Genomic DNA, 21423 nt, shown 5'->3' on the forward strand with positions numbered 1-21423 from the left:
CGCCGGAAGCGGCCGGCGATCGTCCGGATCAGGGAATCCGTGGGGGCCGTGTCAGCGCGCGGCGCCGGTGATGCGCGCCATGCTGCGCCGGTAACCGGCGGGCGAGAACATGGCGTTCAGCGCGACCATCGCCGCGATCACGCCGATATGCATCCACCACGCGATCGCGAAGCCGCCGCCGGCGTCGCGCAGCCAGCCGATCAACCAGGGGCTCGCGGCGACGATCAGGAAGCCGATGGCTTGCACGAACGCGGCGAGCGCACCCGCGAGCCGCGCGTCGGGCAGGTGGTCGAGCGTGACGATCAGGCTCATCGAGAAGAAGCCGCCGAGCCCGACGCCGACGCTCGCGACCCACAGCCACGGCGTGAGTGTGGGCATCGTCGCGAAGCCGACGAAGCCCGCCGTCTGCAGCGCGAGCGTGAGCCACAGCACCGGGCGGCGATCGTGCGAGCGTTTCGCGAGCATCGGCATCGCGAGCGCGCCGGCCGCCTGGAACAGCGCCATCCACGCGAGCAGGTTGCCGCTCGCCTGCGTGCTCGTGCCGACGCTGCGATAGAACGCGGGCAGCCACGCGACGAGGCTCGCATAGCCGCTGTTGCTGAGGCCGAAGAACAGCGCGAGCTGCCATGCGCGCGGAATCCGCACGAACGCGGTGACGGGCGCCGATACCGCCGCCGCATGCACCGCGTCGCGCGGCGCCTTCGCGCGCCACAGCGCGAGCGTGACGAGCGCGGGCAACGCCCAGACGGCGAGCGACAGATGCCAGCCGCCGTGCGCGGCGAGCCACGGGCTCGCGACCGCGCCGAACGCACCGCCGCCGACCAGCGCGGCCGAGTAGAGGCCCATCGCGAGCGGCAGCCGGTCGACGAACCAGCGTTTCGCGAGGCCCGGCGCGAGCGACTGGACCACGGCGACGCCCGCACCCGCGACGATCGCCGTGACCACCAGCCCGGCGCTGTTGCCGCCCCACAGACGCGCGGCACAACCCGCGGCGATCAACGCGAGCGCGGCGATCAGCGCGCGCTGCTCGCCGACGCGCCGCGCGAGCCCGACGCCGACGCCGGCGACGACACCCATCAGCACGAACGGCAGCGTGGTCAGCAGCGCGGCCGCGCGGAAACCGAGTCCGGTGTCGGCACGGACGAGGTCGAGCACGGGGCCGAACGCGGTCAGGAACGGACGCAGGTTGAGGCCGGCCAGCACCAGCAGCGCGAGCGCGCCATGGGATACGGACGCCGCGTGCGGGCGGGGAACGGCTTGCGCGGTGCCGGGGTCGGTCATCGGAATGCTCCAGGGGGGCCGGTGGCCCTGTGATGCGATGCCGAAAGGGTAAAGGCGCGCTTGTCCAGATGAAAATTAAATATTCGACTGGCAATCAGTGCGGAACGCGATGGCGCGGCGCGGTGTGACGGGGCCGGATGAGCGAGGCCGTCGGGTCGGCACGCTGAAGCCGTCGATCGACCGCACGTTCGCGTTCGACGACATCGCGCAAGCGCATACGGTTCGACGCCGCTGCGACGCAGACAACGCGCGCACGAACCCGACGCGCCGGACAGGCGCGTGCCCGCCTTCCTTCAATCGACCGGATGCAGATCCTGCAGCAATGTCGGCACGAGCTCCGACACGGTCGGGTGGATGTGCATCGCGCGACTGATCGTCGTGTACGGCGCGCCGGCGGCCATCACGTCGAGCAGCCCGTGCACGACCTCGTCGCCGGTCACGCCGAGGATCGACGCGCCGAGAATCGCATGGCTGTCCGCGTCGACGATCACCTTCATGAAGCCCTGGCTCTCGCCTTTTTCGACCGCGCGGCCGACGCGCGTCATCGGCCGCGTGCCGACCAGCAGCCGGCGGCCGGTCTGCTTCGCTTCCGCGAGCGTCATGCCGACGCGGCCGAGCGGCGGATCGATGTACATCGCATACGCGGTGATGCGGTCGGACACCTTGCGCGGATCGTTGTCGAGCAGGTTCGCCGCGACGATCTCGTAATCGTTGTACGCGGTGTGCGTGAACGCGCCGCGCCCGTTGCAGTCGCCGAGCGCCCAGATGCCGGGCACGTTGGTGCGCAACTGGTCGTCGACCGTGATGTAGCCGCGCGAGTCGGTCGCGACGCCCGCCTGCTCGAGCCCGAGATCGTCGGTGTTCGGCACGCGGCCGACCGCGAGCAGCAGGTGCGAGCCCGCGACCTCGCGGGCACCGCCGGTGCAGTCGAGGCCGACCACGACGCCGTCGCCGTCGCGCCGCGCGGTCAGGCAGTTCGCGTCGAGCTGCACGTCGATGCCTTCGTTCGCGAGAATCTCGCGCACGGCCTGCGACACGTCCTCGTCCTCGCGACGGATCAGGCGCGGCCCTTTCTCGACGATCGTGACCTGCGAGCCGAAGCGGCGATACATCTGGCCGAATTCGAGCCCGACGTAGCTGCCGCCGACGATCACGAGATGCTCGGGCAGGAAGTCGACGTCCATCATCGTCGAGTTGGTCAGGTACGGCACCGAGTCGAGGCCCGGCATCGACGGGACCTGCGCGCGCCCGCCGACGTTGATGAAGATGCGGTCGGCCTCGAGGAGATCGTCGCCCACGCGCACCGCGTCGGCGCGCTCGAATCGGGCGTGACCCTGAAACACGATCGTGTTGTCGAGCCCGCGCACCCATTGCTCGACGCCGTGGTTCGAGCGGCCGGATATCTGGTCCTTGCGCGCCTTCACGGCCTTCATGTCGACGCTGACGGGGCCGATCGATACGCCGTATTCTCCCGCGCGCCGCGCGAGCTGCGCGGCGTAGGCGCTCGCGATCAGCGTCTTGGTCGGAATGCAGCCGGTGTTCACGCAGGTACCGCCGAAGCGGCCGCGCTCGACGATCGCGACTTTCATGCCGGCGCCCGCGAGCCGCGCGGCGAGCGGGGGGCCGGCTTGGCCCGTACCGATGACGATCGCGTCGAAGTGTTGCGTCATGACGTCCTCCTGCGCGGGTTCAACGTGGGAAGGGGGACGCGCAAGCCGCATGCCGTGCCGGCGCGCGCCCGAACGGCGACGAGCGCCTATGGTAGACCGGTTGGCCCGTGCTCGCGAGTGCCATTGGACGGTGCCGGATGCGGCGTGTTGCAAGAAGTCGCCGGCATGACTGCGCGCAGCGCGCGGGTGCTTCCGGCGGCCCGCGAAGCGTGCCAGAATCAACGGCTTCACCGTCGGGATTCGACACGAGACGACACGCGGGCGCCGGCGCTTCGGCGTCGCTGACCAAGGAGACTTCGATGACTGCATCGGCTGCCGTACTCGCCATTCTGGCCGCGCTGTGGCTTGGCGCGATGATTCCGGGCCCCAGCTTCGTTCTGGTCGCCCGCAATTCGATCGGGTTGTCGCGCCGCGACGGGCTGGCGACCGCGCTCGGCATGGGCGTTGGCGGGATCGCGTTCGGCGGCGTCGCGCTGGCCGGGCTCTATACGCTGCTGCAGGCGGTCGAATGGCTATACGTGGGGCTCAAGCTCGCGGGCGGCGCGTACCTGATCTACATGGCGTCGAAGATCTGGCGCGGCGCCGACCGGCCGATCGCGATGGACGATTCGCGGGCCGTCGTCGCCGGCAGCGCGCGCAAGTCGTTCTGGATCGGCCTGACGACCCAGTTGAGCAACCCGAAGACGGCGATCTGGTACGGCAGTATTTTCGCGGCGCTGTTGCCGCAGCATCCGCCGCTGTGGTGCTACCTGGCACTGCCGCCGCTCGTGTTCGGCGTCGAATTCGGCTGGTACACGATCGTCGCGCTGTGCTTTTCGACCCGCCGGCCGCGCGAACTCTACCTGCGCGCGAAGAAGTGGGTCGACCGCGTCGCGGCCGGCGCGATCACGCTGCTCGGGCTGCGGCTGATCCTGAACGCGCCGAAGGCGGGCATCTGACGGCAGGCGGTGGCGCGTCGGCGCACCGCCGTTTCATTCCTGACAGGCATACCGCCACGGCCGGTCATTCCGGCACGTGGCGGGGCCGATCCATGGGCCCGACTCCCGACTCCCGACTCCCGACTCCCGACTCCCGACCCCGCGCCGCCCAACCGCGCGTCACACCGCCGGAAACCGCTCGAGCAGCGCCGCGAAGCGCGCTTCATCCGGAAACGCCGTCACTTCATACCGCACCGGGCGATGCGCGGTGGCCGTCATCAGGTCGCCGCAGGCGTCCCGCAGCGCGGCCATCGGCACATGGGCCGACTGCCGCGTCGCTTCCCGGTACAGCACGACGATGTCCGTCTCGGGCAGCAGCGTCGGCACGCCGTCGCTCCATACCCCGACGCTGAACAGCTCGCCGTTCTGCCGCCGGTACACGGTGTACGTCGCCACGAACACGTCGGTGCCGTCCCGCTTGTGCAGCGCGTCCAGCAGCGTCCGCTGATCCTGGTAGTCGCCGGCGAGTTCGTCCACGCGCAGCGCGTGCAGCTTCGCTTCCAGTCCTGCCGGGACGAAGTTCCGCCATGCGGCGCCGTCCCAGCGCAGCATCAGCGGCGGGAGCGGGCGCGGCTGCGCGCGCGCCTGTTCCGCGAGTTCGACCATGGTCGCGAGCCCGGCCGCGTTACGGTCGCCGGTGAGCAGCAGCACGGCCCGGTTCGGCACCATCACGACCGGCGCGCCGGAGATCGGCTGGCGGTGCAGCAGGTCGGTCAGCAGCAGCCGCGCCGCGTCGTAGTAGTCGCCGAACTGCGACAGGAACACGCCGTCGCGCAACGCGGCCCATGGCGCCGACGACGCGCCGCGCAGGTTGTCGATCGCGATGTCGCATGCCGTGTCGAAGCTGACGCCCCATTCGGCGAGGCGGGCGGTCGTCAGTCGCGCGACGCTGAACTCGCCGTCGTACGCGATGCCGATCTCGAGGCTCTCGCACAGCGGCCGGAACGCCACCTCCGACGCGCCCGGCTGTCCGGCGAGCTGCAGCGCGACCGCGCCGCGCTCGGTCGCGCTGCGGATCACCGGGCGCAGCCGCGCGCGGACGTCCGCGAAGTTCGCCGGAATCTCGTGCTGCATCATCGCGCTCGCCTGGCGCTGCAGCGTCGCTTCACGCTCGGCCGGCTTCGCGTCCGCGTAATCGCGGAACAGGTTGTGCAGGTTGATGATGTTCGACGGGACATCCGCTTGCACGAGACGGCCCTTGTCGTCTTCGTGAAGCCACTCGCGCGTGTCGCCGGTCGCGCGCAGCGCGGCGATCAGGCGTTCGGCGAAGTCCTGCCGGCTGGGCGGTTTGCTGAAGCGCTCGCGCAGGCGCGCGACGAAGTCTGAAAGCATCGTGTGCGGTCGGGCGGGCCCGTCTGTTATTGGTGTGTCGTTGTCATGGGCGGCAGCTCCCGCCTCGGGGCGCCGACCGCGGCCCGCGGATATCGGCCGGATATCCGTCACGCGTCCGGCGGACCGCGCGCCGGTTGCAGCGCGGCGCGGGCCCGCATCGGGCGCGATCGCGTGGCGGGTGTCGCGATGGTACCGCACGTTCGTGAAGAAATCGTGCGCGAGTGACCATGGCCGGCCTGGACCGGCGCCCGCCGGGGTGGCCCCCGGAACGCGGCCGGGCGCGTCGCCGGGGCCGCGCCGGCGCTGCCCGCCGCTCCGGCGATCGGCCCGCGAGCCTTGTGCGGCGGGCGTTCGCGCCGGTTGCGCGGCGCGCCGGGCCGGGGCGCTTTCCCGATTCTGGCGGTCGACCTCCCGACGACGTGTAAACTGCTGCCTTTTTTGACGGTTTGCAGCATGGTGCAAGCACCCCCGCGCCCGGCACTGAGCGGCCCGACGCTCGTCCGGCTGCTCGCGCGCCTGACCGATGCCGACGTCGCGGAATCCCGGCAGACGCTGTCGGACCGCCTGAGCCAGTGGCTCGGCTGGACCGACGCGATCACGTTGTCGTCCGCGCTGAATGCGAGCCCGCCCGGCGTCGCGGCCGGCGTGCGTGGTTACGACGCCGAGCGCGACTGCGCGCGCGTGCGCCACGACCTCGCGCAGGCGATCACGGCCGCCCACCGTCCGCGTACGCGGCGGCGCCCCGGCGAGATGCCGCCGCCGCCCGCCGACACGGCCAACTTCGCGGATTTCCGACAGAGCTGTCTGTCCCTGCAGCAGGACATGGAAACGGCGATCGGCCAGTTGCGCGGCCGCCTGCGGGTCGCGCTCGCCGCGCGCGCGTCCGGCATGGCGCGGCTCGCGACGCTCGACGCGATCATGGAGCGCGTGCTCGGCGCGCGCGAGCGCAGCCTGCTGTCCGCGGTGCCCGCGCTGCTCGGCACGCGCTTCGAGCGGCTGCGCGACGCGGAACGGCAGGCGCTGGCCGACGCGCAGGCGGCGGCCGATCCCGACGCCGAGCGCGACGCACCGTCCGCCGCGGCGATCGTGCCCGGCACGTGGCTCGACACGTTCCGCAACGAGATGCAAAGCATCCTGCTCGCCGAACTCGAAGTCCGGTTTCAAACGGTAGACGGGCTGCTCGCGGCCCTTCGTACCTGCTAATCCCTACGCTATGTCCAGAATTCGTCTTGATCTCGTTGTCTTCATCGCCGGCCTGCTCGCAGTGTGCTGGATCGGCGTCGGCTATGTCGCGTCGAACCCGCTCGCGACGGCCGTCACGCTGCTGATCGGCGCGTGCTACGTCGCCGGTGCATGGGAGCTGCTGCGCTACCGTCAGGCGACCACGACGCTGTCGCGCGCGGTGGCCGGCCTGACCGAACCGCCGGCGAAGCTCGACGCATGGCTCGATACGCTGCCCCCGGGCCTGCGCGGCGCCGTGCGGGCGCGTGTCGAAGGCGCGCGCGTCGCGCTGCCGGGCCCGTCGCTGACGCCCTATCTCGTCGGCCTGCTCGTGCTGCTGGGCATGCTCGGCACGCTGCTCGGGATGGTCGTGACGCTGAAGGGGACGGGCGCCGCGCTCGAAAGCGCGACCGATCTCGACGCGATCCGCGCGTCACTGATCGCGCCGGTGAAGGGCCTCGGCTTCGCGTTCGGCACGTCGATCGCGGGTGTCGCGACGTCCGCGATGCTCGGCCTCCTGTCCGCGCTCGTGCGCCGCGAGCGGCTCGACGCGGGCCAGCAGCTCGACGCGAAGATCGCGACGACGCTGCGCGTGCATTCGTCCGCGCACCAGCGTGACGAATCGTTCCGGCTGCTGCAGCGCCAGGCCGACGTGATGCCGGCGCTGGTCGACCGGCTGCAGACGATGATGACGACGCTCGAGGCGCGCAGCGTCGCATTGCACGATCGCCAGATCGAGAGCCAGCAGGCGTTCTTCGATCGGACCGAGCGCGCCTATGCGGGCCTGGCGTCGAACGTTGGCGACGCGCTGAAGGAAAGCGCCGCCGAGAGCGCACGTGTGGCCGGCGCCGCGCTGCAGCCGGTCGTTGCGGCGACGATGACGGGGCTCGCGCAGGAGATGGCCGCGCTGCGCGATACCGTGACGGGCGCCGTGCAGCGTCAGCTCGACGGGCTGACCGACGGTTTCGAGAAGACCACCGGGAACGTGACGGCCGTCTGGAACCGTGCGCTCGACGAGCAGCGCCGCGCGGGCGACGCCGTCGCGCAGCAACTGCAGACGACGCTCGGCCAGTTCACCGACACCTTCGCGCAGCGGTCGACGGACCTGCTCGACGGCGTCGCGACGCGCCTCGAATCGACGGAAAGCCGGTTGTCCGACGCATGGCGCGATGCGCTCGCGCGCCAGGAGCAGGTCGGCGAGACGCTCGCCGGCCAGCATGCGCGGGCGCTGGGCGAAGCCGCCGCGACGTTCGAGCGGCATTCGGGTGCGACGCTCGCCGCGATGCGCGAGTCGCATGCGGGGCTGCAGACGCAACTGGCAGCGCGCGACGAGGAACGCCTGTCGGCGTGGAATGCTTCGCTGACCGCGATGGCCGCGAAGCTCGGTGACGAATGGCAGCGCGCGGGCGTGCACAGCGCGGGCCGTCAGCAGGAAATCTGCGATACGCTGGCGCAGACGACGCGCGATCTGACCGCACAAACATCGACGTTCGAACAACGCTCGAACGAGCTGCTGTTGACGATCCGCGATTCGCATGCGGGCCTGCAAACGCAACTGGCCGCACGCGATGAAGAACGTCTGTCGGCATGGAACGACTCGCTGGCGGCGATGGCAACGAAACTCGGCGACGAATGGCAACGCGCGGGCGTACACAGCGCGGGCCGTCAGCAGGAAATCTGCGACGCACTCGCACAGACCACGCGCGATCTCGCCTCGCAAGCGTCAACGTTCGAACAACGCTCGACCGAGCTGCTGTCGACGATTCGCGATTCGCATACGGGCCTGCAAACGCAACTGGCCGCGCGCGACGAACAACGCCTGTCCGCATGGAACGACTCGCTGGCCGCCATGGCCGCCGCGCTACGCGACGAATGGGCGCGGACGAGCGCACAGGCCGCGACGCGCCAGCAGGATATCTGCGACACGCTGACCCGCACCGCGAACGACATCACCGCGCAGGCACAGGTGCACGCGAGCGACACGATCAACGAGATCTCGCGCCTCGTGCAGGCCGCGTCGGAAGCGCCGAAGGCCGCGGCCGACGTCGTCGCCGAGCTGCGCCGGCGCCTGTCCGACAGCATGGTGCGCGACACCGCGATGCTCGACGAGCGCAGCCGCCTGCTTGCGACGCTCGAGACGCTGCTCGGCGCGGTCAACCACGCGTCGACCGAACAGCGCACCGCGATCGACGCGCTCGTCAGCACGTCGGCCGACCTGCTCGACCGCGTCGGCGCGCGTTTCAACGACACCGTCGATGCCGAAACGCGCAAGCTCGATTCGGTGGCCGCGCAGGTCACGGCGGGCGCCGTCGAGGTCGCGAGCCTCGGCGATGCATTCGGTGCGGCCGTGCAGGTGTTCGGCGAGTCGAACGACAAGCTGCTGAACCACCTGCAGCGCATCGAGGCCGCGCTCGAGAAATCGCTCGCGCGCAGCGACGAGCAGCTCGAGTACTACGTCGCGCAGGCGCGCGAGGTGATCGACCTGAGCATGATGTCGCAGAAGCAGATCGTCGAGGACCTGCAGCAGATCGCCGGTCGCCGGGCATCGGTCGGAGCGTGACGCATGCATGACGAAATCGACGACGGCGCGCCGGCCGCGCCGGTATGGCCCGCGTTCGCCGACCTGATGTCGGTGCTGCTCGGCGCGTTCGTGCTGATCCTCGTCGGCGTGATCGGGATGCAGTTGCAGCTCACGTCGAAGCTCGAGGAAGCGGTGCGCGCGCGCCAGCAGGAAGCGCAACAGCGCAAGTCGCTCGAGGAGGCGCTCGCCGGGCCGCTCGCGGCCGGCCGCGTGACGCTCGTGAACGGCCGCATCGGCATCAGCGGCAACGTGCTGTTCGCGCTGAACTCCGACCAGCTGCAGCCCGAGGGCCGCGATCTGCTGAAGACGCTCGCCGGGCCGCTGGCCGCGTACCTGAAGACGCGTGACGAGATCCTGATGATCAGCGGCTTCGCCGACGACCAGCAGGTGCGTGCCGGCAACCGCCAGTTCGCGGACAACTGGGAACTGTCGGCCAAGCGCGCGCTGACGGTCACGCGTGCGCTGATCGACGCCGGCGTGCCGGCGCCGTCGGTGTTCGCGGCCGCGTTTGGCTCCGAGCAACCGGTCAGCTCGAATGCGGACGATGAAGGCCGCGCGAAGAACCGCCGCGTGGAGATCGCACCGGTGCCGCGCAAGACCGCATCGAGCGGAGGGAAGGCGAAGTGACGGACGACACGACGCACGTGCGCGCGACGCTCGACGCGTGGCGCGTGCAGGGTGCCGACCGGCTCGATCCGGTGCGCTTCCATCGGCTCGACGCGCTCGAGAAGCGCGCGGCCGCGCTCGATGGCGACGCGCGCGCGTTGCTCGATGCGCGGCTCGCGACGCTGCTGGAAGGATTTGCGGAGATCGTCGCGCGAGCCGGTGAAGCGGCAACCACAAGCGGGACGGTGCAAGCCACCGCTCAGGCGCCTGCGCGCAGCCTGCTCGGCGGGCTCGTCGAGCAGCTCGCGCGCGATGTGCAGGCCGACCGGCGCGGGATCGATCCCGCGCTGATCGACTACTTCCGCACGATGTGGTCGAAGGTCCGCACCGAACAGCAGTATCGCCAGTCGCTCGACCAGGTGCCGCGCAACGCGGGGCCGCTCAATTCGAACAGCCTCGTGCATCGCTCGCTTGCGACGATGCGCGAACTGTCGCCGGAATACCTGCAGCAGTTCCTGTCGTACATCGATGCGCTGGCGTGGCTCGAGGATCTTGCCGGCGGCGGCGCGCAGCCGGAGAAGGAAGCGCCGCGCGCGAAGGCGGCGAAGCCGGTGAAACCTGCGCGGAAGACCACGCGCACCAAGGCGCGATAACGCATGTTTTCAGCCGCGCCGGTCGTCGTCTAGCGACCCGGCGCCTGCGCGTCGATCGCCGCGCGCAGCGCGTGCAACGCGTCGGTCAGCGCCGACGCGAACGGCGGATGCGCGGCGATGCCCGCCGCATCGAGCTGGCTGCCGAGGATCGGCAGCGCGATCGACGCGCGCTCGACGATGCACGCCGACATCACCGACAGCGTTTCCCGCAGCGCCGCGTCCGCATGCGTCGCGCGTGGCGACGCGTTCAATACCGCGACCGGCTTGTACACGACGGCTTCGCATCCCACGACCCAGTCCAGCGCGTTCTTCATCACGCCCGTCACGCCGTGCGCGTATTCCGGGCTCGCGATCAGCACGCCGTCCGCGGCGTTCAGCCGCTCGATCAGGTCGCGTACCGCGGTCGGCGACGGATATTCGGTATCGGGATTGAACAGCGGAAATTCGCGGAGACGATCGAAGCGCGTGATGCGCATCCCGCGCGGCGCGACGCGTGCCGCCGCATCCAGCAGCGCCGCGTTGTACGACTGCGCACGCAGGCTGCCGCACAGCGCGACGATGTCGATGCGGCGCTCGGAATCGGTTCGGGGTTCGGTAGCCATCGGGGAGTGTGTCGGTGGGGCTTGCGCGACGGCATCGCGCGGATCCGACGGATTATCGCATCGGTGCGTGAGCGGCGTGACGCCATTGGCGGTGCCGCGCAGGCGATGCAGTTCGCGTCCAGCGCCTGATCGTCGGCGGCGCCGGTACGCTCGCGATCCTGGTGCTGTCGGGCGATACGCCGTGGCCGTTGGTGGCTTTCTGCTTGTGCATGCCGGCGGCGTGCTGCGTCGCCGTCGCCGTGTGGAAGCGACGCGGCGGTTGAGTCGACCGTGCGTCGACTGTCCGGCCGCCCGCCGCCGGCTTACACCGCCTGCCGCCCCCCGAACGCCCGCTTGATCCGCGCGAACAACCCGTGCTGCGCGATCCATTCCGCATACGCGCGATAGTCAGGATCGCGCATCAAGTGCCGTTCTTCCGTCTTCGCCCGCGTGTAATAGATCAGGTTGACCGCGACGAGCCCCGCGCAGTGCATCAGCCCGACCTGCCAGCCGAGCGGCTCGACGAACGGCACCGACACCATCCAGTACGACAGGTTCTTCGTGATGTACGCCGGATGCTTCGTGAAGCGATACGGGCCCGACGTGATGATCCCGCGGTTCGTGAGGTTCGAGAAACGCAGCCCGAACGAGATCGTCGACAGCGCGTAGGTCATCAGCAGCAGGATGATTACCGCGCCCCAGATCACGCGCAGCGTCGGCGCGGACAGCAGCCAGTTGTCCCAGAACAGCGAGCCTTCGTAGCGGATGTAGTTGTTCGAGATCAGCGACCAGAACGGCTGGTAGCACATCAGCGCGGCGACCCAGCCGAGCGTGGTCGGCTCGACGGTGCGCACGTGGCTGTCGAGGATGCGGAACGTGCACAGGTAGCCGACGGTGCCGAACATCAGGTCCATCGTGAACGACAGGTCGTACAGGAACACGAAGGTCGCGAGCGTCATCGGTGCGTGCAGCGCGTTCGCGAGCGACGCGCTCAGGTGATCGGCGTCCTTCGACAGGTAGACGGTCATCAGCGGCAGGAAGAACGCCTTCACGCCCCAGCCGGCGAGCATCTCGCGCACGGGCTGCCAGTTCGCGGGCTGCTCGCGGCGGTACAGGTAGCGGCCCCACAGCAGGTACGCGTCGTCGGTCTCGCGCTGGTGCCGATCCATCCACGCGAAGTAGAACGGCGCGGCGACGATCACGTACGGCGCGAGCGAGCGCAGCAGCGACCAGAACGGCAGGTAGAACGCGCCGTGATATTCGGGCAGCAGCCAGTAGATCATGCCGATGCCGGCGTAGATCGACGTCAGCGCGCCGAGCCGCGTCGCGACACGAGCGAGCCCGAGCGGGCGCACGGCCTGGCGCGACAGTCCCGCGCTCGGGCGCAGGTAGACGCGCGAGACGAAGATTTCGTGCAGCGCGATCGTGCCGATGATCGCGAGGCTGGCGATGATCGCGCGCGTGGCCGCGTCGAGGGTCGGCTGGTCGCGGGTGATCCACAGCGCGAACAGCCCGGCCGCGATGCCGAGCAGGCCGGCGCGGAATGGCGTGGCGGAACGGGGCGGGCGGTCATGGACCGCGGCGACGCCGTCGAGCGTGGAATTCATGATCGGATCCTCGTCGGGATGAGGGCCGGCGCCCCCGCTTGGCGGGTGGCGCCGGCCGTCGGCCGGGCCTGGGATGGGTATCTGCCCGGCCATTGGCCTGTTGTTCTGATACGTGAAGCGTTACTTCTTCGGAGTGGCGCCGAGCAGGCCGCCGAGCAGGTTCGTCACCGGCGCCAGCAGGTTGGTCGCGCCAGCCGTGGTGGTGCCGTTCGAACTGCCGGTCAGGCCGGCCGCGACGGTGCCGCTGCCGGTCGGCGTCGTCACCGTGCCGGCCGTGCCGCTCGGGCTGGCCGTGCCGACCGCGCCGAGCGCGCCGGCCGGCGACGTCAGCGAGCCCGTGAGCGTGCCGACCGGGCCGCTCGTCAGTGCTCCGCCGAGGTTGCCGGTCAGGCTGCCGCCCGGTGTCGTGACCGTCCCGGTGAGGCTTGTGCCAAGCGGCGTCAGCGAGTTGACGAGGCCGGTGACCGGTGCAAGCAGGCCGCCGATGCTCGAGCCGCCCGTACCGCTCGTACCGCTCGTGCCGCTCGTGCCGCTCGTGCTGCCCGTACCGGTCGAACCGACGCCGCCGAGCGCACCCGTCACCGTGCCAAGCAGGCCGGTGATCGGTGCGAGCGGGCCGCCGCTGGTGCCGCTGGTGCCGCTGGTACCACCCGAGCCGCTCGAGCTGCTGCCGCCGCCGAGCCCGCCCGTCAGCGTACCGAGCAGACCGGTAATCGGGGCGAGCGGGTTGGTGCCGCTGCTGGAACTGCCGCTGGACAGCAGGCCGCCGGTCGACGTCACCGTGTTGCCGAGCTGGGACACGCTGTTGCCGGCGCTCGTGCCGACCGGGTTGCCGGTCGTGCTGCCGACCTGCGAACCGGCGAGGCCGAGGCCGCTGCCGAGCGTGCTCAGCAGGCCGCTGAGCGGGGCGCCGAGCAGGGTCGCATTGCCGAGCGTCTGCGTGGCGCCAGGCGTCGTGACGCCGCCGGTCAGCGTGTTCGTGATCGGGTTGATCACGCTGCCGAGCTGCGTCTCGAGTTGCTGGACCGGCGCGCTGTTCAGCGCCGTGTTCAGCGCCGATGCGGTCGAGTTGACCGCCGTGCCGACCGTGTTGACGAGACTGCCGACCAGGGTCGTCGCCGGCGCGAGCGGCGACAGCGGACCGGTGCCCAAGCTCGTCACTGCGTTGCCGAGGTTGTTGACCGCGCCGCCGGCGCCGGTCAGCAGGCCGGTGGTCGACGTGAGCGTCGGGCCGAGCGGGTTCGGCGATACGCCGATCGAGCCGAGGCCGGCCGCGACGCCGCTGCCGAGCGACTGCACGCCGTTGCCGAGGCTGGTGACCGCGTTGCCGATGCTGGTGGCCGTCGTCGGGTTCGTGCCGGGGACTTGTACGCCGCCGATCTGCGCACCGCCGTTCGCGACCGTCGTGCCGAGTGCCGTGACGAGCGTGCCGGTTTGCTGGAGGACGTTGCCGAGCGGGGTGGCGCTGGTGCCGGAGGTGCCGGAAGTACCCGACGTACCGGAGGTACCCGAGGTGCCCGAGGTGCCCGAGGTGCCCGAGGTACCCGAGGTACCCGAGGTACCCGAGGTACCCGAGGTACCCGAGGTGCCCGAGGTGCCCGAGGTGCCCGAGGTGCCCGAGGTGCCCGAGGTGCCCGAGGTGCCCGAGGTGCCCGAGGTGCCCGAGGTGCCCGAGGTACCCGAGGTGCCCGAGGTACCCGAGGTGCCGGAAGTACCCGAGGTGCCGGAAGTACCCGAGGTACCCGAGGTGCCCGAGGTGCCCGAGGTGCCCGACGTACCGGACGTGCCCGAGGTGCCGGAAGTACCCGACGAACCCGAAGTCCCTGAGCTACCGCCGCCGGACGTACCGGACGAGCCGCCGCCCGACGTCCCGGAAAGCCCCGACGTGCCGGACGTTCCCGACGTGCTCGGCTTGATCGACGGCGTGACCGGGCCGTCGACCGAGCCGCAGCCGTACAGCGTGACGAGCGACAGGACGGCCAGCGATACCGTCGTCTTCTTTAAGTAATGGTGCATGGTGCCCTCGACATTGGAAGTTGTGTCCGGGCCTTTACTGCAAATTCCGCGCCATGACATCTTTCGCGCATCGCGCCGGCGCTTTGTTGCGGAAATCGGGAATATCGGCGCGATTTAAACGGAGGAATGGCGGTTTCGCGAGACGGCCGCGCCAGCTGCGCCGGTGCGCGTGCCGTGATGTTCCCGTAAGGTGCCGTAACGCCGGGCCGGATGTTACGTAGCGTTCGGCCCGACGTTCCGCGCGTGACGCAGCCGATCACGACCCGAGGGCAGGGGCTTTGACGAAACGCCCGCGCGCCGCGAACATGACGCGAACCCACCCGGCCGCGGGCGACGCCGAGGCGGCCACGACGTCAGACAGGACACGACATGAGCGAACAGGACAGGGAACAGGGCAAGGCGCGACGCACCGAAGTCATGGGCGACGCATTCGTCGAGCGCGCGATGCGCGACCTCGACGGCTTTTCGCGGCCGCTGCAGAACTGGCTGAACGAGCACGCGTGGGGCAGCACATGGCAGCGCGGCGGAATCGACCTGAAGACGCGCAGCCTCTGCACCTGCGCGATGCTGGCGGCGCTTGGCCGCGGCACGGAACTGAAGGGCCACGTGCGCGGCGCGCTCAACAACGGCGCGAGCCTCGTCGAGATCCGCGAGGTGCTGCTGCACAGCGCGCTGTACGCGGGCGCGCCGGCCGCGGTGGAAGCATTCCGCAGCGCGCGCGAGGTGATCACGGAGCTCGGCCTGTCGTTGCCCGACGACGAAGGCTGACTGGCGCGCCGTGACCGGCGGTCGCACAGCGGCCCCGGGACGCCGCCGTGATCCGCGCGGCCGCCCGGTCGACCCGCTGTCGATCAATGCGCGATATGCGCGCCTTGCGCCGGCGCATCGACCGGCGCGGCCGCGACGTCGAGCAGCCAGTCCGCCGTCGCGTCCGGAATCGTGACCGGCAGCATATGCCCGCCTTCGACGACCGTCAGCCGCACGTGCGCCGACTTTTGCGCCAGCGCCTCGCCGTGCGTGCGCCAGTTCAGGATCGGATCGGCGCGGCCGTACAGCACGTCGACCGGCAGCGCGAGGTCCGCGTAGCGGCGCTCCATCGCGGGCAGGTCGACAGGCGCCGACAGCAGGTCCGTCGCCGTCGCGTAGAACACATGCGGGCGCAGCCCGAGCAGCCCGCCGCCCTTCACCGGGAAGTCGCGCGGCACGGCTTCCGGCGCGAACACCTGCTTCACGGCCCCGCGGCCGGTCAGGATCGTCAGCGGGATCGCGAAGGTCCACGACACGAAGCGGCGCACCAGCGGCGACGGCAGCATCAGCGGCTTGAACGGCGCCGGCGGTTCGGTCTGCTCGTGCGACAGCGGCGCGATCAGCGCGAGCCGGCTCACGCGTTCCGGATGATTGAGGCCGACCGCGAGCGCGATCGCGCCGCCGAGCGAGTGGCCGACGAGCACGGGCCGGTCGAGCTTCAGCGCGTCGATGAACGCGGCGATCGCGCGGGCCTGCGCGAACACGTTCGCCTGCGAACCGGCGCCGCGCAGCGAGCGGCCGGCGCCGGGCCGGTCGACGAGGATCACGCGATGGTGCTGCGCGAGCCGCGTGAGCGGCAGGTATGCGAAGTTGCGCCACTGCCCGGCGAGCCCGTGCACGAACACGAGCGGCGGGCCGCTGCCGTACTCGACGTAATGAATGTGGTCGCCGCCGATGTCGACGAAGCGGCCTTCGGGCGGAAACGCGCGCGTCACGCGGCGCGCGATGTAGCCGGAAAACAGCGCGAGCGCGGCGAGCACCGCGACGACGCCGAGCAGCACGTTCTGGATCAGGTGAAGCGTATGGCTCATGTCGGCCTCAACGGGTTTCGAATACGGGTTCGGCGGCCGGTGCGGCGGCCGGGCCGGCTTTCGCGCGGCGTTCGAACTGCATGGCCGAATCGGCGAGCCCGCTGAACTTCAGCGACGCGAGATCGAGCACATAGTTCTGGTGGAATTTCCATGGCTTGCGGTGCCCCTGCCTCGGCAGGATGCCGGCCGCGCGCTGGATATAGCCCGAGCTCAGGTTCACCGCCGGCACGTCGCCGAGATCGCCGGCGCCGAGCCGCGGCACGCAGGTGTCGTAGCCGTTCGCGCGCATGTGGTTGAGCAGCCGGCACACGTAGCGCGCGATCAGCTCGGCCTTCAGCGTCCACGACGCGTTCGTGTAACCGAACGACGACGCGAGGTTCGGCACGTCGCTGTACATCATTCCTTTATAGGACACCGTCTGCGGCAGGTCGACCGCGCGGCCGTCGACCGTGACGCGCGCGCCGCCGAGCATCTTCACCTTCAGCCCGGTCGCGGTGACGATCACGTCCGCGTCGAGCTGCTCGCCGCTCTTCAGCTTCAGGCCGGTCGGCGTGAAGCGCTCGATCTCGTCGGTGACGATCGACGCGCGGCCCGCGCGGATCGACTTGAACAGGTCGCCGTTCGGCACGAGGCACACGCGCTGGTCCCACGGCATGTAGCGCGGTGTCAGATGCTTCGCGACGTCGAAGCCGGGGCCGAGCTGCCGGCCGGCCGCGCGGATGATGAACTGCCTGGTCCGCTCGGGCTTGCGGCGCGACACGTTGTACAGGTACATCGTCAGCAGCACGTTCTTCACGCGCACGAGCCGGTGCGCGAGCCGCGACGGCAGCACGCGGCGCAACGCGTTCGCGATCCTGTCGCGCGCGGGCAGCGACACGATGTAGGTCGGCGAGCGCTGCAGCATCGTCACGTGTTTCGCATCGGCCGCCATCGACGGCACCAGCGTGACGGCCGTCGCGCCGCTGCCGATCACGACGACGCGCCGGTTCGTGTACGACAGGTCCTTCGGCCATTGCTGCGGGTGAACGATTTGGCCCCCGAACGATTCCATGCCGGCCCAGTCGGGCAGGTAACCGCCGTCGTAGTCGTAATAGCCGCTGCACATGTAGAGGAAGCGGCACGTGCAGACGAGCGTGTCGACCGCGCCGTCCCGCGTGCGCTCGATGCGTACCGTCCAGCGCGCGCGGTTCGAATCCCAGTCAGCCGCGACGACCTTCTGGCCGTAGCGGATCGTCTTGTCGATGCCGTACGCGCGCGCGGTGTCGCGGATGTAGTCGAGGATCGTCTGGCCGTCCGAGATCGCCTTGTCGCTGTGCCACGGGCGGAAGCTGTAGCCGAGCGTGAACATGTCGGAATCCGAACGGATGCCGGGATAGCGGAACAGGTCCCAGGTGCCGCCGATCGCGTCGCGCGCCTCGACGATCGCAACGCTCGCAAACGGGCAGCGCTTTTTCAGGTGGTACGCGGCGCCGATGCCGGACAGGCCGGCGCCGACGATCAGCACGTCGAGGTCGCGGCTGTCGCCGCAGGCGGACGGCGCGTCGCGCCGGTCGGTCGTCGTCGAGGTCATGCGGCGTCCTTGGTCGGTGGGGTCGGGAGCGCGACCGGGGCAGGCGCGCGTTCGAGATTGCGTGCGCGGGCGCGGCGCGCGTGGCGCAGCATCAGCCGCTGGTAGCCGGCGCCGAGCAGGCGCGCGAGCGTGTCGAGGCGGCGTGCATCGGCGCCGACCAGCACGCGGCGCGCATTGCGCTCGACGCCGGCGAGAATCTGCCGCGCGGCATCGTCGGCCGTCGTCGCGTTGATCAGGCGGTTCGCCTGGCGGCGGTGGGTTGCTTCGTCCTGACCGGTGAGCGCATGAATGCTGGTGTCGACGCGGCTCGCGTCGACGATGTTGGTCGCGACGCCGCCCGGATGCACGCAGGTCGCGCTGACCGGCGCGCCGTCGAGTTCGAGCTCCATCCGCAGCGCCTCGGTGAAGCCGCGCACCGCGAACTTGGTTGCGTTGTACGCGCTCTGCGTCGGCATCGCGATGAGCCCGAACAGGCTCGACGTGTTGATCACGTGCCCGTCGCCCGACGCGCGCAGGTGCGGCAGGAACGCCTGCGTGCCGTGCACGACGCCCCAGAAGTTGATGCCGACGATCCATTCGAGATCGGCGACGCGCGCGGTCTCGGCGCTCGCGGCCAGCGACACGCCCGCGTTGTTGAAGATCAGGTTGACCTTGGCGTGTTCGGCACGTACGAAATCGGCCCACGCGAACACCGCGTCGCGGTCGGCGACGTCGAGCCGCCGCGTGCTCGTGCGCACGCCATGCTTCGTGCACGCGGCCGCCGTGCCGGCGAGCCCGACATCGTTGACGTCGGCGAGTGCGACCTCGCAGCCGCGCCGCGCGAGCTCGACCGCGAGGCTGCGGCCCATGCCCGAACCGGCGCCCGTGATCGCGGCGACCTTGCCGGAAAAACCCTTCAATTGTCGTTCCTCCCGTTCCGCTTGCGCCGCGCCGGCGGCGCGCTTATTGTGGTGTTGATCGTCACCACTTTAGTTTTCGGGTGTCCTGATGTCAAATAGCGAAATGGAGAAAGCACTCGAAACGGAAAAGCGGGGTCGGGCGTACGGCGGTGTCGCACCCGAGGTACGGGCCGCCGAGCGGCGCGATGCGTTGATCCGCGCGGCGACGCGCGTGTTCGGCACGGTCGGTTTCCGCAAGGCGACCGTGCGGTCGATCTGCCAGGAAGCGAAGCTCAACGACCGCTATTTCTACGCGGCGTTCGACAGTACCGAGGATCTGCTGCGCTGCACCTACCTGCATCATGCGCAGCAATTGCACGACGCGGTCGCGCGCGCGGTGGCCGAGCGCGGTGGCGATCTGCGCGAAAGCGTCGACGCGGGGCTCGCCGCATTCTTCGGCTTCCTGCGCGACCCGTGCGCGGCGCGTGTGCTGCTGCTCGAGGTGATGGGCGTGAGCGCGGATACCGACATGACGTACCAGCGGATGCTGATCGACTTCGGCAAGCTGATCATGGCGATCGGCGCGGCGCGCGAGGCGGTGACACCGGCCGAGCGCACCGAGCAGCGGCTCGTCGGGCTCGCGCTGGTCGGCGCGATGACGAACGTCGGTGCGGCATGGCTGCTCACCGGATATCGCGATCCGGAGGCGCAGATGGTCGCGAGTTGCAGGAAGGTGCTGCTGGGGACGTTCCGGGAAGCGGGGTAGGTGGTCCCGGCCGGGCGCCGGCTGTGCCTGCAAGAACCAGGAACCCCGTGCAAGGACCAGGCCCGATCGTGAAGGTGATGTGACGGGCGGTCGATCGTTCAATCGTCGGCGCGCCCCGACCGCGTCGCACGCGCGGGCGGCGCGGCGCGTGTTTCTCCGATCCTCGCCTTCATCGCATCGATGAACGCGCGCACCTTCGGCGACGGCAACCGCGTCGACGGATACACCGCGTGAATCCCGGCGCGCGCCGAGCGCCAGGCGGGCAGCAGCCGGACGAGCCGGCCGGCCGCGACGTCCTCCGCGATCGAGAAATCCGTCAGGAGCCCGAAGCCGCCGCCCGCGAGCGCGATCGCGCGGCAGGCCGTCGCGGTGTTCGACACGACGGGCGCGACGCAGCGCACCGACGCATGGCCGCCGCGCGCGTGATCGAGTTCGACCGTATGCGGGCGCGACAGCGTTGACAGCATCACGAACGGCAGCGCGGCGAGCGCGTCCGGATCGCGCGGCAGGCCGTGCCGCGCGACGAACGCGGGGCTCGCGACCAGCCATTTCTCGTATTCGCCGAGCTGCACCGCGCGATAGTTCGAATCCGCGAGGCGGCCGATGCGGATCGCGACCTCGAGATTGTCCGCGACGAGATCGACGACGCGGTCGTTCGCGATCAGTTCGACGTCGAGCCCCGGATGCGCATCGCGCAGCGCGACGACGGCCGGCGCGACGACCAGCGCGCCGTAGTCGATCGGCACGCTCACGCGCAGCGTGCCGCGCAGCGGCCCCGTGTCGGACGACACCGCGTCGAGCGCGCTTTCGGTCGCGCGCACGATGCCGCGGCACGCGTCGTAGAACGCGCGCCCGGCATCGGTCACGCTCAGCCGCCGCGTGGTGCGCACCAGCAGGTTCGCGCCGACCTCGGACTCGAGGCGCTGCATGTGTGTGCTGACGACTGTCTTCGCGAGGCCGAGCCGCTCGGCCGCCGCCGTCAGCGAGCCGGCATCGACCACCGCGACGAAGATCGCCAGCCGGTTCAGGTTCACGTCGCGCAGATCGGCCATCGTCGATTGTCCTATAGGAGCGGATAATGTTTCAGCGATTATCCGTCTTCTGGACGAGAACGGCGAGCGCTACGCTGGGGCCGTTCGTCGCCGACTCCCGGCGGCGCGAGATCCAGGAGCCTTTCCATGCCAGCCGCCAGCCCGCCCGCCCGTCCGGTTCGTGTCTATTCGTTCCCGCTGTCCGGTCACGCGCATCGCGTCCGGCTGTTCCTGTCGCTGCTCGGGCTGCCGTTCGAGACCATCGACGTCGATCTCGCGGCGGGCGCGCAGCGCGAACCCGCGTTCCTCGCGCTCAATCCGCTCGGGCAGGTGCCGGTGATCGACGACGACGGCACCGTGCTCGCCGATTCGAACGCGATCCTCGTCTATCTCGCGAAACGCTACGGCGACGCGCACTGGCTGCCCGACGATGCCGCCGGCGCGGCGACCGTGCAGCGCTGGCTGTCGTACGCGGCCGGGCCCATTGCAACGGGGCCGGCGGCCGCGCGGCTCGTCACCGTGTTCAGCGTGCCGCTCGATCACGACGCGGCCAAGCGCACGGCCGCGAAGGTGCTTGCCGTGATCGATCAGGAACTCGCCGGCAAGCCGTTCGCCGCGGGCGCGCAGCCGACGATCGCCGACATCGCCGCCTACACGTACATCGCGCACGCGCCGGAAGGCGGCGTGTCGCTCGAACCGTATCCGCACGTGCGCGCGTGGCTCGCACGCGTCGAGGCGCTGCCGGGCTTCGTCGGCATGCCGTCGACCCGTGCCGGGCTACTTGCTGCCTGACGCCGGACCTTGACCGGGACAAC

19 protein-coding genes are annotated in these 21423 nt (G+C 70.4%); 9 read left to right on the plus strand and 10 right to left on the minus strand.

Going from position 1 to position 21423, the window contains the following annotated elements; genetic code table 11:
• Positions 1–51: 51 nt before the first annotated feature.
• Both DIE06_RS00965 and DIE06_RS00970 read right to left on the minus strand, forming a co-directional pair.
• Positions 52–1281: a cyanate transporter gene (locus tag DIE06_RS00965; protein ID WP_124659747.1), complete on the minus strand. Its 1230-nt coding sequence runs from the start codon at positions 1279–1281 to the stop codon at positions 52–54.
• A gap of 293 nt (positions 1282–1574) precedes the next feature.
• Positions 1575–2951, minus strand: coding sequence for an FAD-containing oxidoreductase (locus DIE06_RS00970; protein WP_124659748.1), 1377 nt, complete (start codon positions 2949–2951; stop codon positions 1575–1577).
• Positions 2952–3250: 299 nt separating this feature from the next.
• Here DIE06_RS00970 and DIE06_RS00975 point away from each other — a divergent pair, with 299 nt between their 5' ends.
• Entirely contained in the window at positions 3251–3889 is a 639-nt protein-coding gene (locus tag DIE06_RS00975; RefSeq protein ID WP_124659749.1) for a LysE family translocator, read from the plus strand.
• 159 nt (positions 3890–4048) lie between these two features.
• On the opposite strand, the gene DIE06_RS00980 is transcribed toward DIE06_RS00975, so the two are convergent.
• Entirely contained in the window at positions 4049–5260 is a 1212-nt protein-coding gene (locus DIE06_RS00980) for a hypothetical protein (protein ID WP_124659750.1), read from the minus strand.
• A 453-nt stretch (positions 5261–5713) separates the two neighbouring features.
• Here DIE06_RS00980 and DIE06_RS00985 point away from each other — a divergent pair, with 453 nt between their 5' ends.
• From DIE06_RS00985 to DIE06_RS01000, 4 genes are read left to right on the plus strand one after another with little or no spacing between them, the layout of a single operon-like run.
• Entirely contained in the window at positions 5714–6463 is a 750-nt protein-coding gene (locus tag DIE06_RS00985; RefSeq protein ID WP_124659751.1) for a DUF3348 domain-containing protein, read from the plus strand.
• A 10-nt stretch (positions 6464–6473) separates the two neighbouring features.
• Positions 6474–9041: a DUF802 domain-containing protein gene (locus tag DIE06_RS00990; RefSeq protein ID WP_124659752.1), complete on the plus strand. Its 2568-nt coding sequence runs from the start codon at positions 6474–6476 to the stop codon at positions 9039–9041.
• Positions 9042–9044: 3 nt separating this feature from the next.
• The gene (locus DIE06_RS00995) at positions 9045–9689 is read left to right on the plus strand and encodes an OmpA family protein (protein WP_014900247.1); all 645 of its coding nucleotides are present in this window, start codon (positions 9045–9047) and stop codon (positions 9687–9689) included.
• On the plus strand, positions 9686–10321 hold the full coding sequence (locus DIE06_RS01000; RefSeq protein WP_124659753.1) for a DUF2894 domain-containing protein: 636 nt from the start codon (positions 9686–9688) through the stop codon (positions 10319–10321). The genes DIE06_RS00995 and DIE06_RS01000 overlap by 4 nt, the downstream gene beginning before the upstream one ends.
• 29 nt (positions 10322–10350) lie before the next feature.
• Here the strand turns inward: DIE06_RS01000 and DIE06_RS01005 are convergent, their stop codons facing one another.
• The 3 genes from DIE06_RS01005 to DIE06_RS01015 all read right to left on the minus strand — a co-directional run bounded on the left by DIE06_RS01005 (position 10351) and on the right by DIE06_RS01015 (position 13889).
• Entirely contained in the window at positions 10351–10923 is a 573-nt protein-coding gene (locus DIE06_RS01005; RefSeq protein WP_124659754.1) for an NADPH-dependent FMN reductase, read from the minus strand.
• A gap of 302 nt (positions 10924–11225) precedes the next feature.
• The gene (locus DIE06_RS01010; RefSeq protein ID WP_124659755.1) at positions 11226–12509 is read right to left on the minus strand and encodes an isoprenylcysteine carboxylmethyltransferase family protein; all 1284 of its coding nucleotides are present in this window, start codon (positions 12507–12509) and stop codon (positions 11226–11228) included.
• A gap of 120 nt (positions 12510–12629) precedes the next feature.
• Positions 12630–13889, minus strand: a complete 1260-nt coding sequence (locus DIE06_RS01015; RefSeq protein WP_409364481.1) for a collagen-like triple helix repeat-containing protein — start codon at positions 13887–13889, stop codon at positions 12630–12632.
• Here DIE06_RS01015 and DIE06_RS39505 point away from each other — a divergent pair.
• Entirely contained in the window at positions 13834–14517 is a 684-nt protein-coding gene (locus tag DIE06_RS39505; RefSeq protein ID WP_409364482.1) for a hypothetical protein, read from the plus strand. The two genes, DIE06_RS01015 and DIE06_RS39505, sit on opposite strands and share 56 nt — an antisense overlap.
• A 377-nt stretch (positions 14518–14894) precedes the next feature.
• Positions 14895–15293, plus strand: coding sequence for a carboxymuconolactone decarboxylase family protein (locus DIE06_RS01020; protein ID WP_124659757.1), 399 nt, complete (start codon positions 14895–14897; stop codon positions 15291–15293).
• A gap of 83 nt (positions 15294–15376) precedes the next feature.
• On the opposite strand, the gene DIE06_RS01025 is transcribed toward DIE06_RS01020, so the two are convergent.
• Genes DIE06_RS01025 through DIE06_RS01035 form a run of 3 tightly spaced genes read right to left on the minus strand, consistent with a single transcriptional unit; the run spans position 15377 to position 18832 of the window.
• Positions 15377–16363: an alpha/beta fold hydrolase gene (locus DIE06_RS01025; protein ID WP_124659758.1), complete on the minus strand. Its 987-nt coding sequence runs from the start codon at positions 16361–16363 to the stop codon at positions 15377–15379.
• A gap of 7 nt (positions 16364–16370) precedes the next feature.
• On the minus strand, positions 16371–17933 hold the full coding sequence (locus DIE06_RS01030; protein WP_124659759.1) for an NAD(P)/FAD-dependent oxidoreductase: 1563 nt from the start codon (positions 17931–17933) through the stop codon (positions 16371–16373).
• A complete protein-coding gene (locus tag DIE06_RS01035) occupies positions 17930–18832 on the minus strand; it encodes an SDR family oxidoreductase (RefSeq protein ID WP_124659760.1) in 903 nt (300 codons plus the stop codon). Before DIE06_RS01035 ends, DIE06_RS01030 begins: the two co-directional genes overlap by 4 nt.
• 88 nt (positions 18833–18920) lie before the next feature.
• On the opposite strand from DIE06_RS01035, the gene DIE06_RS01040 reads away from it, so the two are divergent.
• Positions 18921–19577: a TetR/AcrR family transcriptional regulator gene (locus tag DIE06_RS01040; protein ID WP_124659761.1), complete on the plus strand. Its 657-nt coding sequence runs from the start codon at positions 18921–18923 to the stop codon at positions 19575–19577.
• Positions 19578–19675: 98 nt separating this feature from the next.
• Here the strand turns inward: DIE06_RS01040 and DIE06_RS01045 are convergent, their stop codons facing one another.
• Positions 19676–20629 carry a LysR family transcriptional regulator gene (locus DIE06_RS01045; protein ID WP_124659762.1) on the minus strand — a complete coding sequence of 318 codons (954 nt, stop codon included), beginning with the start codon at positions 20627–20629 and terminating at the stop codon, positions 19676–19678.
• Between the two features lie 126 nt (positions 20630–20755).
• On the opposite strand from DIE06_RS01045, the gene DIE06_RS01050 reads away from it, so the two are divergent.
• Positions 20756–21400: a glutathione S-transferase family protein gene (locus DIE06_RS01050; RefSeq protein WP_124659763.1), complete on the plus strand. Its 645-nt coding sequence runs from the start codon at positions 20756–20758 to the stop codon at positions 21398–21400.
• The last annotated feature ends 23 nt before the right edge of the window (positions 21401–21423 follow it).

Source organism: Burkholderia sp. Bp8998, assembly GCF_003854235.1.
In the GTDB taxonomy this organism is placed as follows: Bacteria; Pseudomonadota; Gammaproteobacteria; order Burkholderiales; family Burkholderiaceae; genus Burkholderia.

What these genes read in the sequence shown, in the direction of transcription:
- DIE06_RS00985 (WP_124659751.1), top strand. Translation starts at nt 5,714, where the DNA reads ATGGTGCAAGCACCCCCGCGCCCGGCACTGAGCGGCCCGACGCTCGTC.
- DIE06_RS01045 (WP_124659762.1), bottom strand. Translation starts at nt 20,629, where the DNA reads ATGGCCGATCTGCGCGACGTGAACCTGAACCGGCTGGCGATCTTCGTC.
- DIE06_RS00995 (WP_014900247.1), top strand. Translation starts at nt 9,045, where the DNA reads ATGCATGACGAAATCGACGACGGCGCGCCGGCCGCGCCGGTATGGCCC.
- DIE06_RS00970 (WP_124659748.1), bottom strand. Translation starts at nt 2,951, where the DNA reads ATGACGCAACACTTCGACGCGATCGTCATCGGTACGGGCCAAGCCGGC.
- DIE06_RS01005 (WP_124659754.1), bottom strand. Translation starts at nt 10,923, where the DNA reads ATGGCTACCGAACCCCGAACCGATTCCGAGCGCCGCATCGACATCGTC.
- DIE06_RS00965 (WP_124659747.1), bottom strand. Translation starts at nt 1,281, where the DNA reads ATGACCGACCCCGGCACCGCGCAAGCCGTTCCCCGCCCGCACGCGGCG.
- DIE06_RS01050 (WP_124659763.1), top strand. Translation starts at nt 20,756, where the DNA reads ATGCCAGCCGCCAGCCCGCCCGCCCGTCCGGTTCGTGTCTATTCGTTC.
- DIE06_RS01040 (WP_124659761.1), top strand. Translation starts at nt 18,921, where the DNA reads ATGTCAAATAGCGAAATGGAGAAAGCACTCGAAACGGAAAAGCGGGGT.
- DIE06_RS01025 (WP_124659758.1), bottom strand. Translation starts at nt 16,363, where the DNA reads ATGAGCCATACGCTTCACCTGATCCAGAACGTGCTGCTCGGCGTCGTC.
- DIE06_RS01030 (WP_124659759.1), bottom strand. Translation starts at nt 17,933, where the DNA reads ATGACCTCGACGACGACCGACCGGCGCGACGCGCCGTCCGCCTGCGGC.
- DIE06_RS00975 (WP_124659749.1), top strand. Translation starts at nt 3,251, where the DNA reads ATGACTGCATCGGCTGCCGTACTCGCCATTCTGGCCGCGCTGTGGCTT.
- DIE06_RS00990 (WP_124659752.1), top strand. Translation starts at nt 6,474, where the DNA reads ATGTCCAGAATTCGTCTTGATCTCGTTGTCTTCATCGCCGGCCTGCTC.
- DIE06_RS01020 (WP_124659757.1), top strand. Translation starts at nt 14,895, where the DNA reads ATGAGCGAACAGGACAGGGAACAGGGCAAGGCGCGACGCACCGAAGTC.
- DIE06_RS01010 (WP_124659755.1), bottom strand. Translation starts at nt 12,509, where the DNA reads ATGAATTCCACGCTCGACGGCGTCGCCGCGGTCCATGACCGCCCGCCC.
- DIE06_RS00980 (WP_124659750.1), bottom strand. Translation starts at nt 5,260, where the DNA reads ATGCTTTCAGACTTCGTCGCGCGCCTGCGCGAGCGCTTCAGCAAACCG.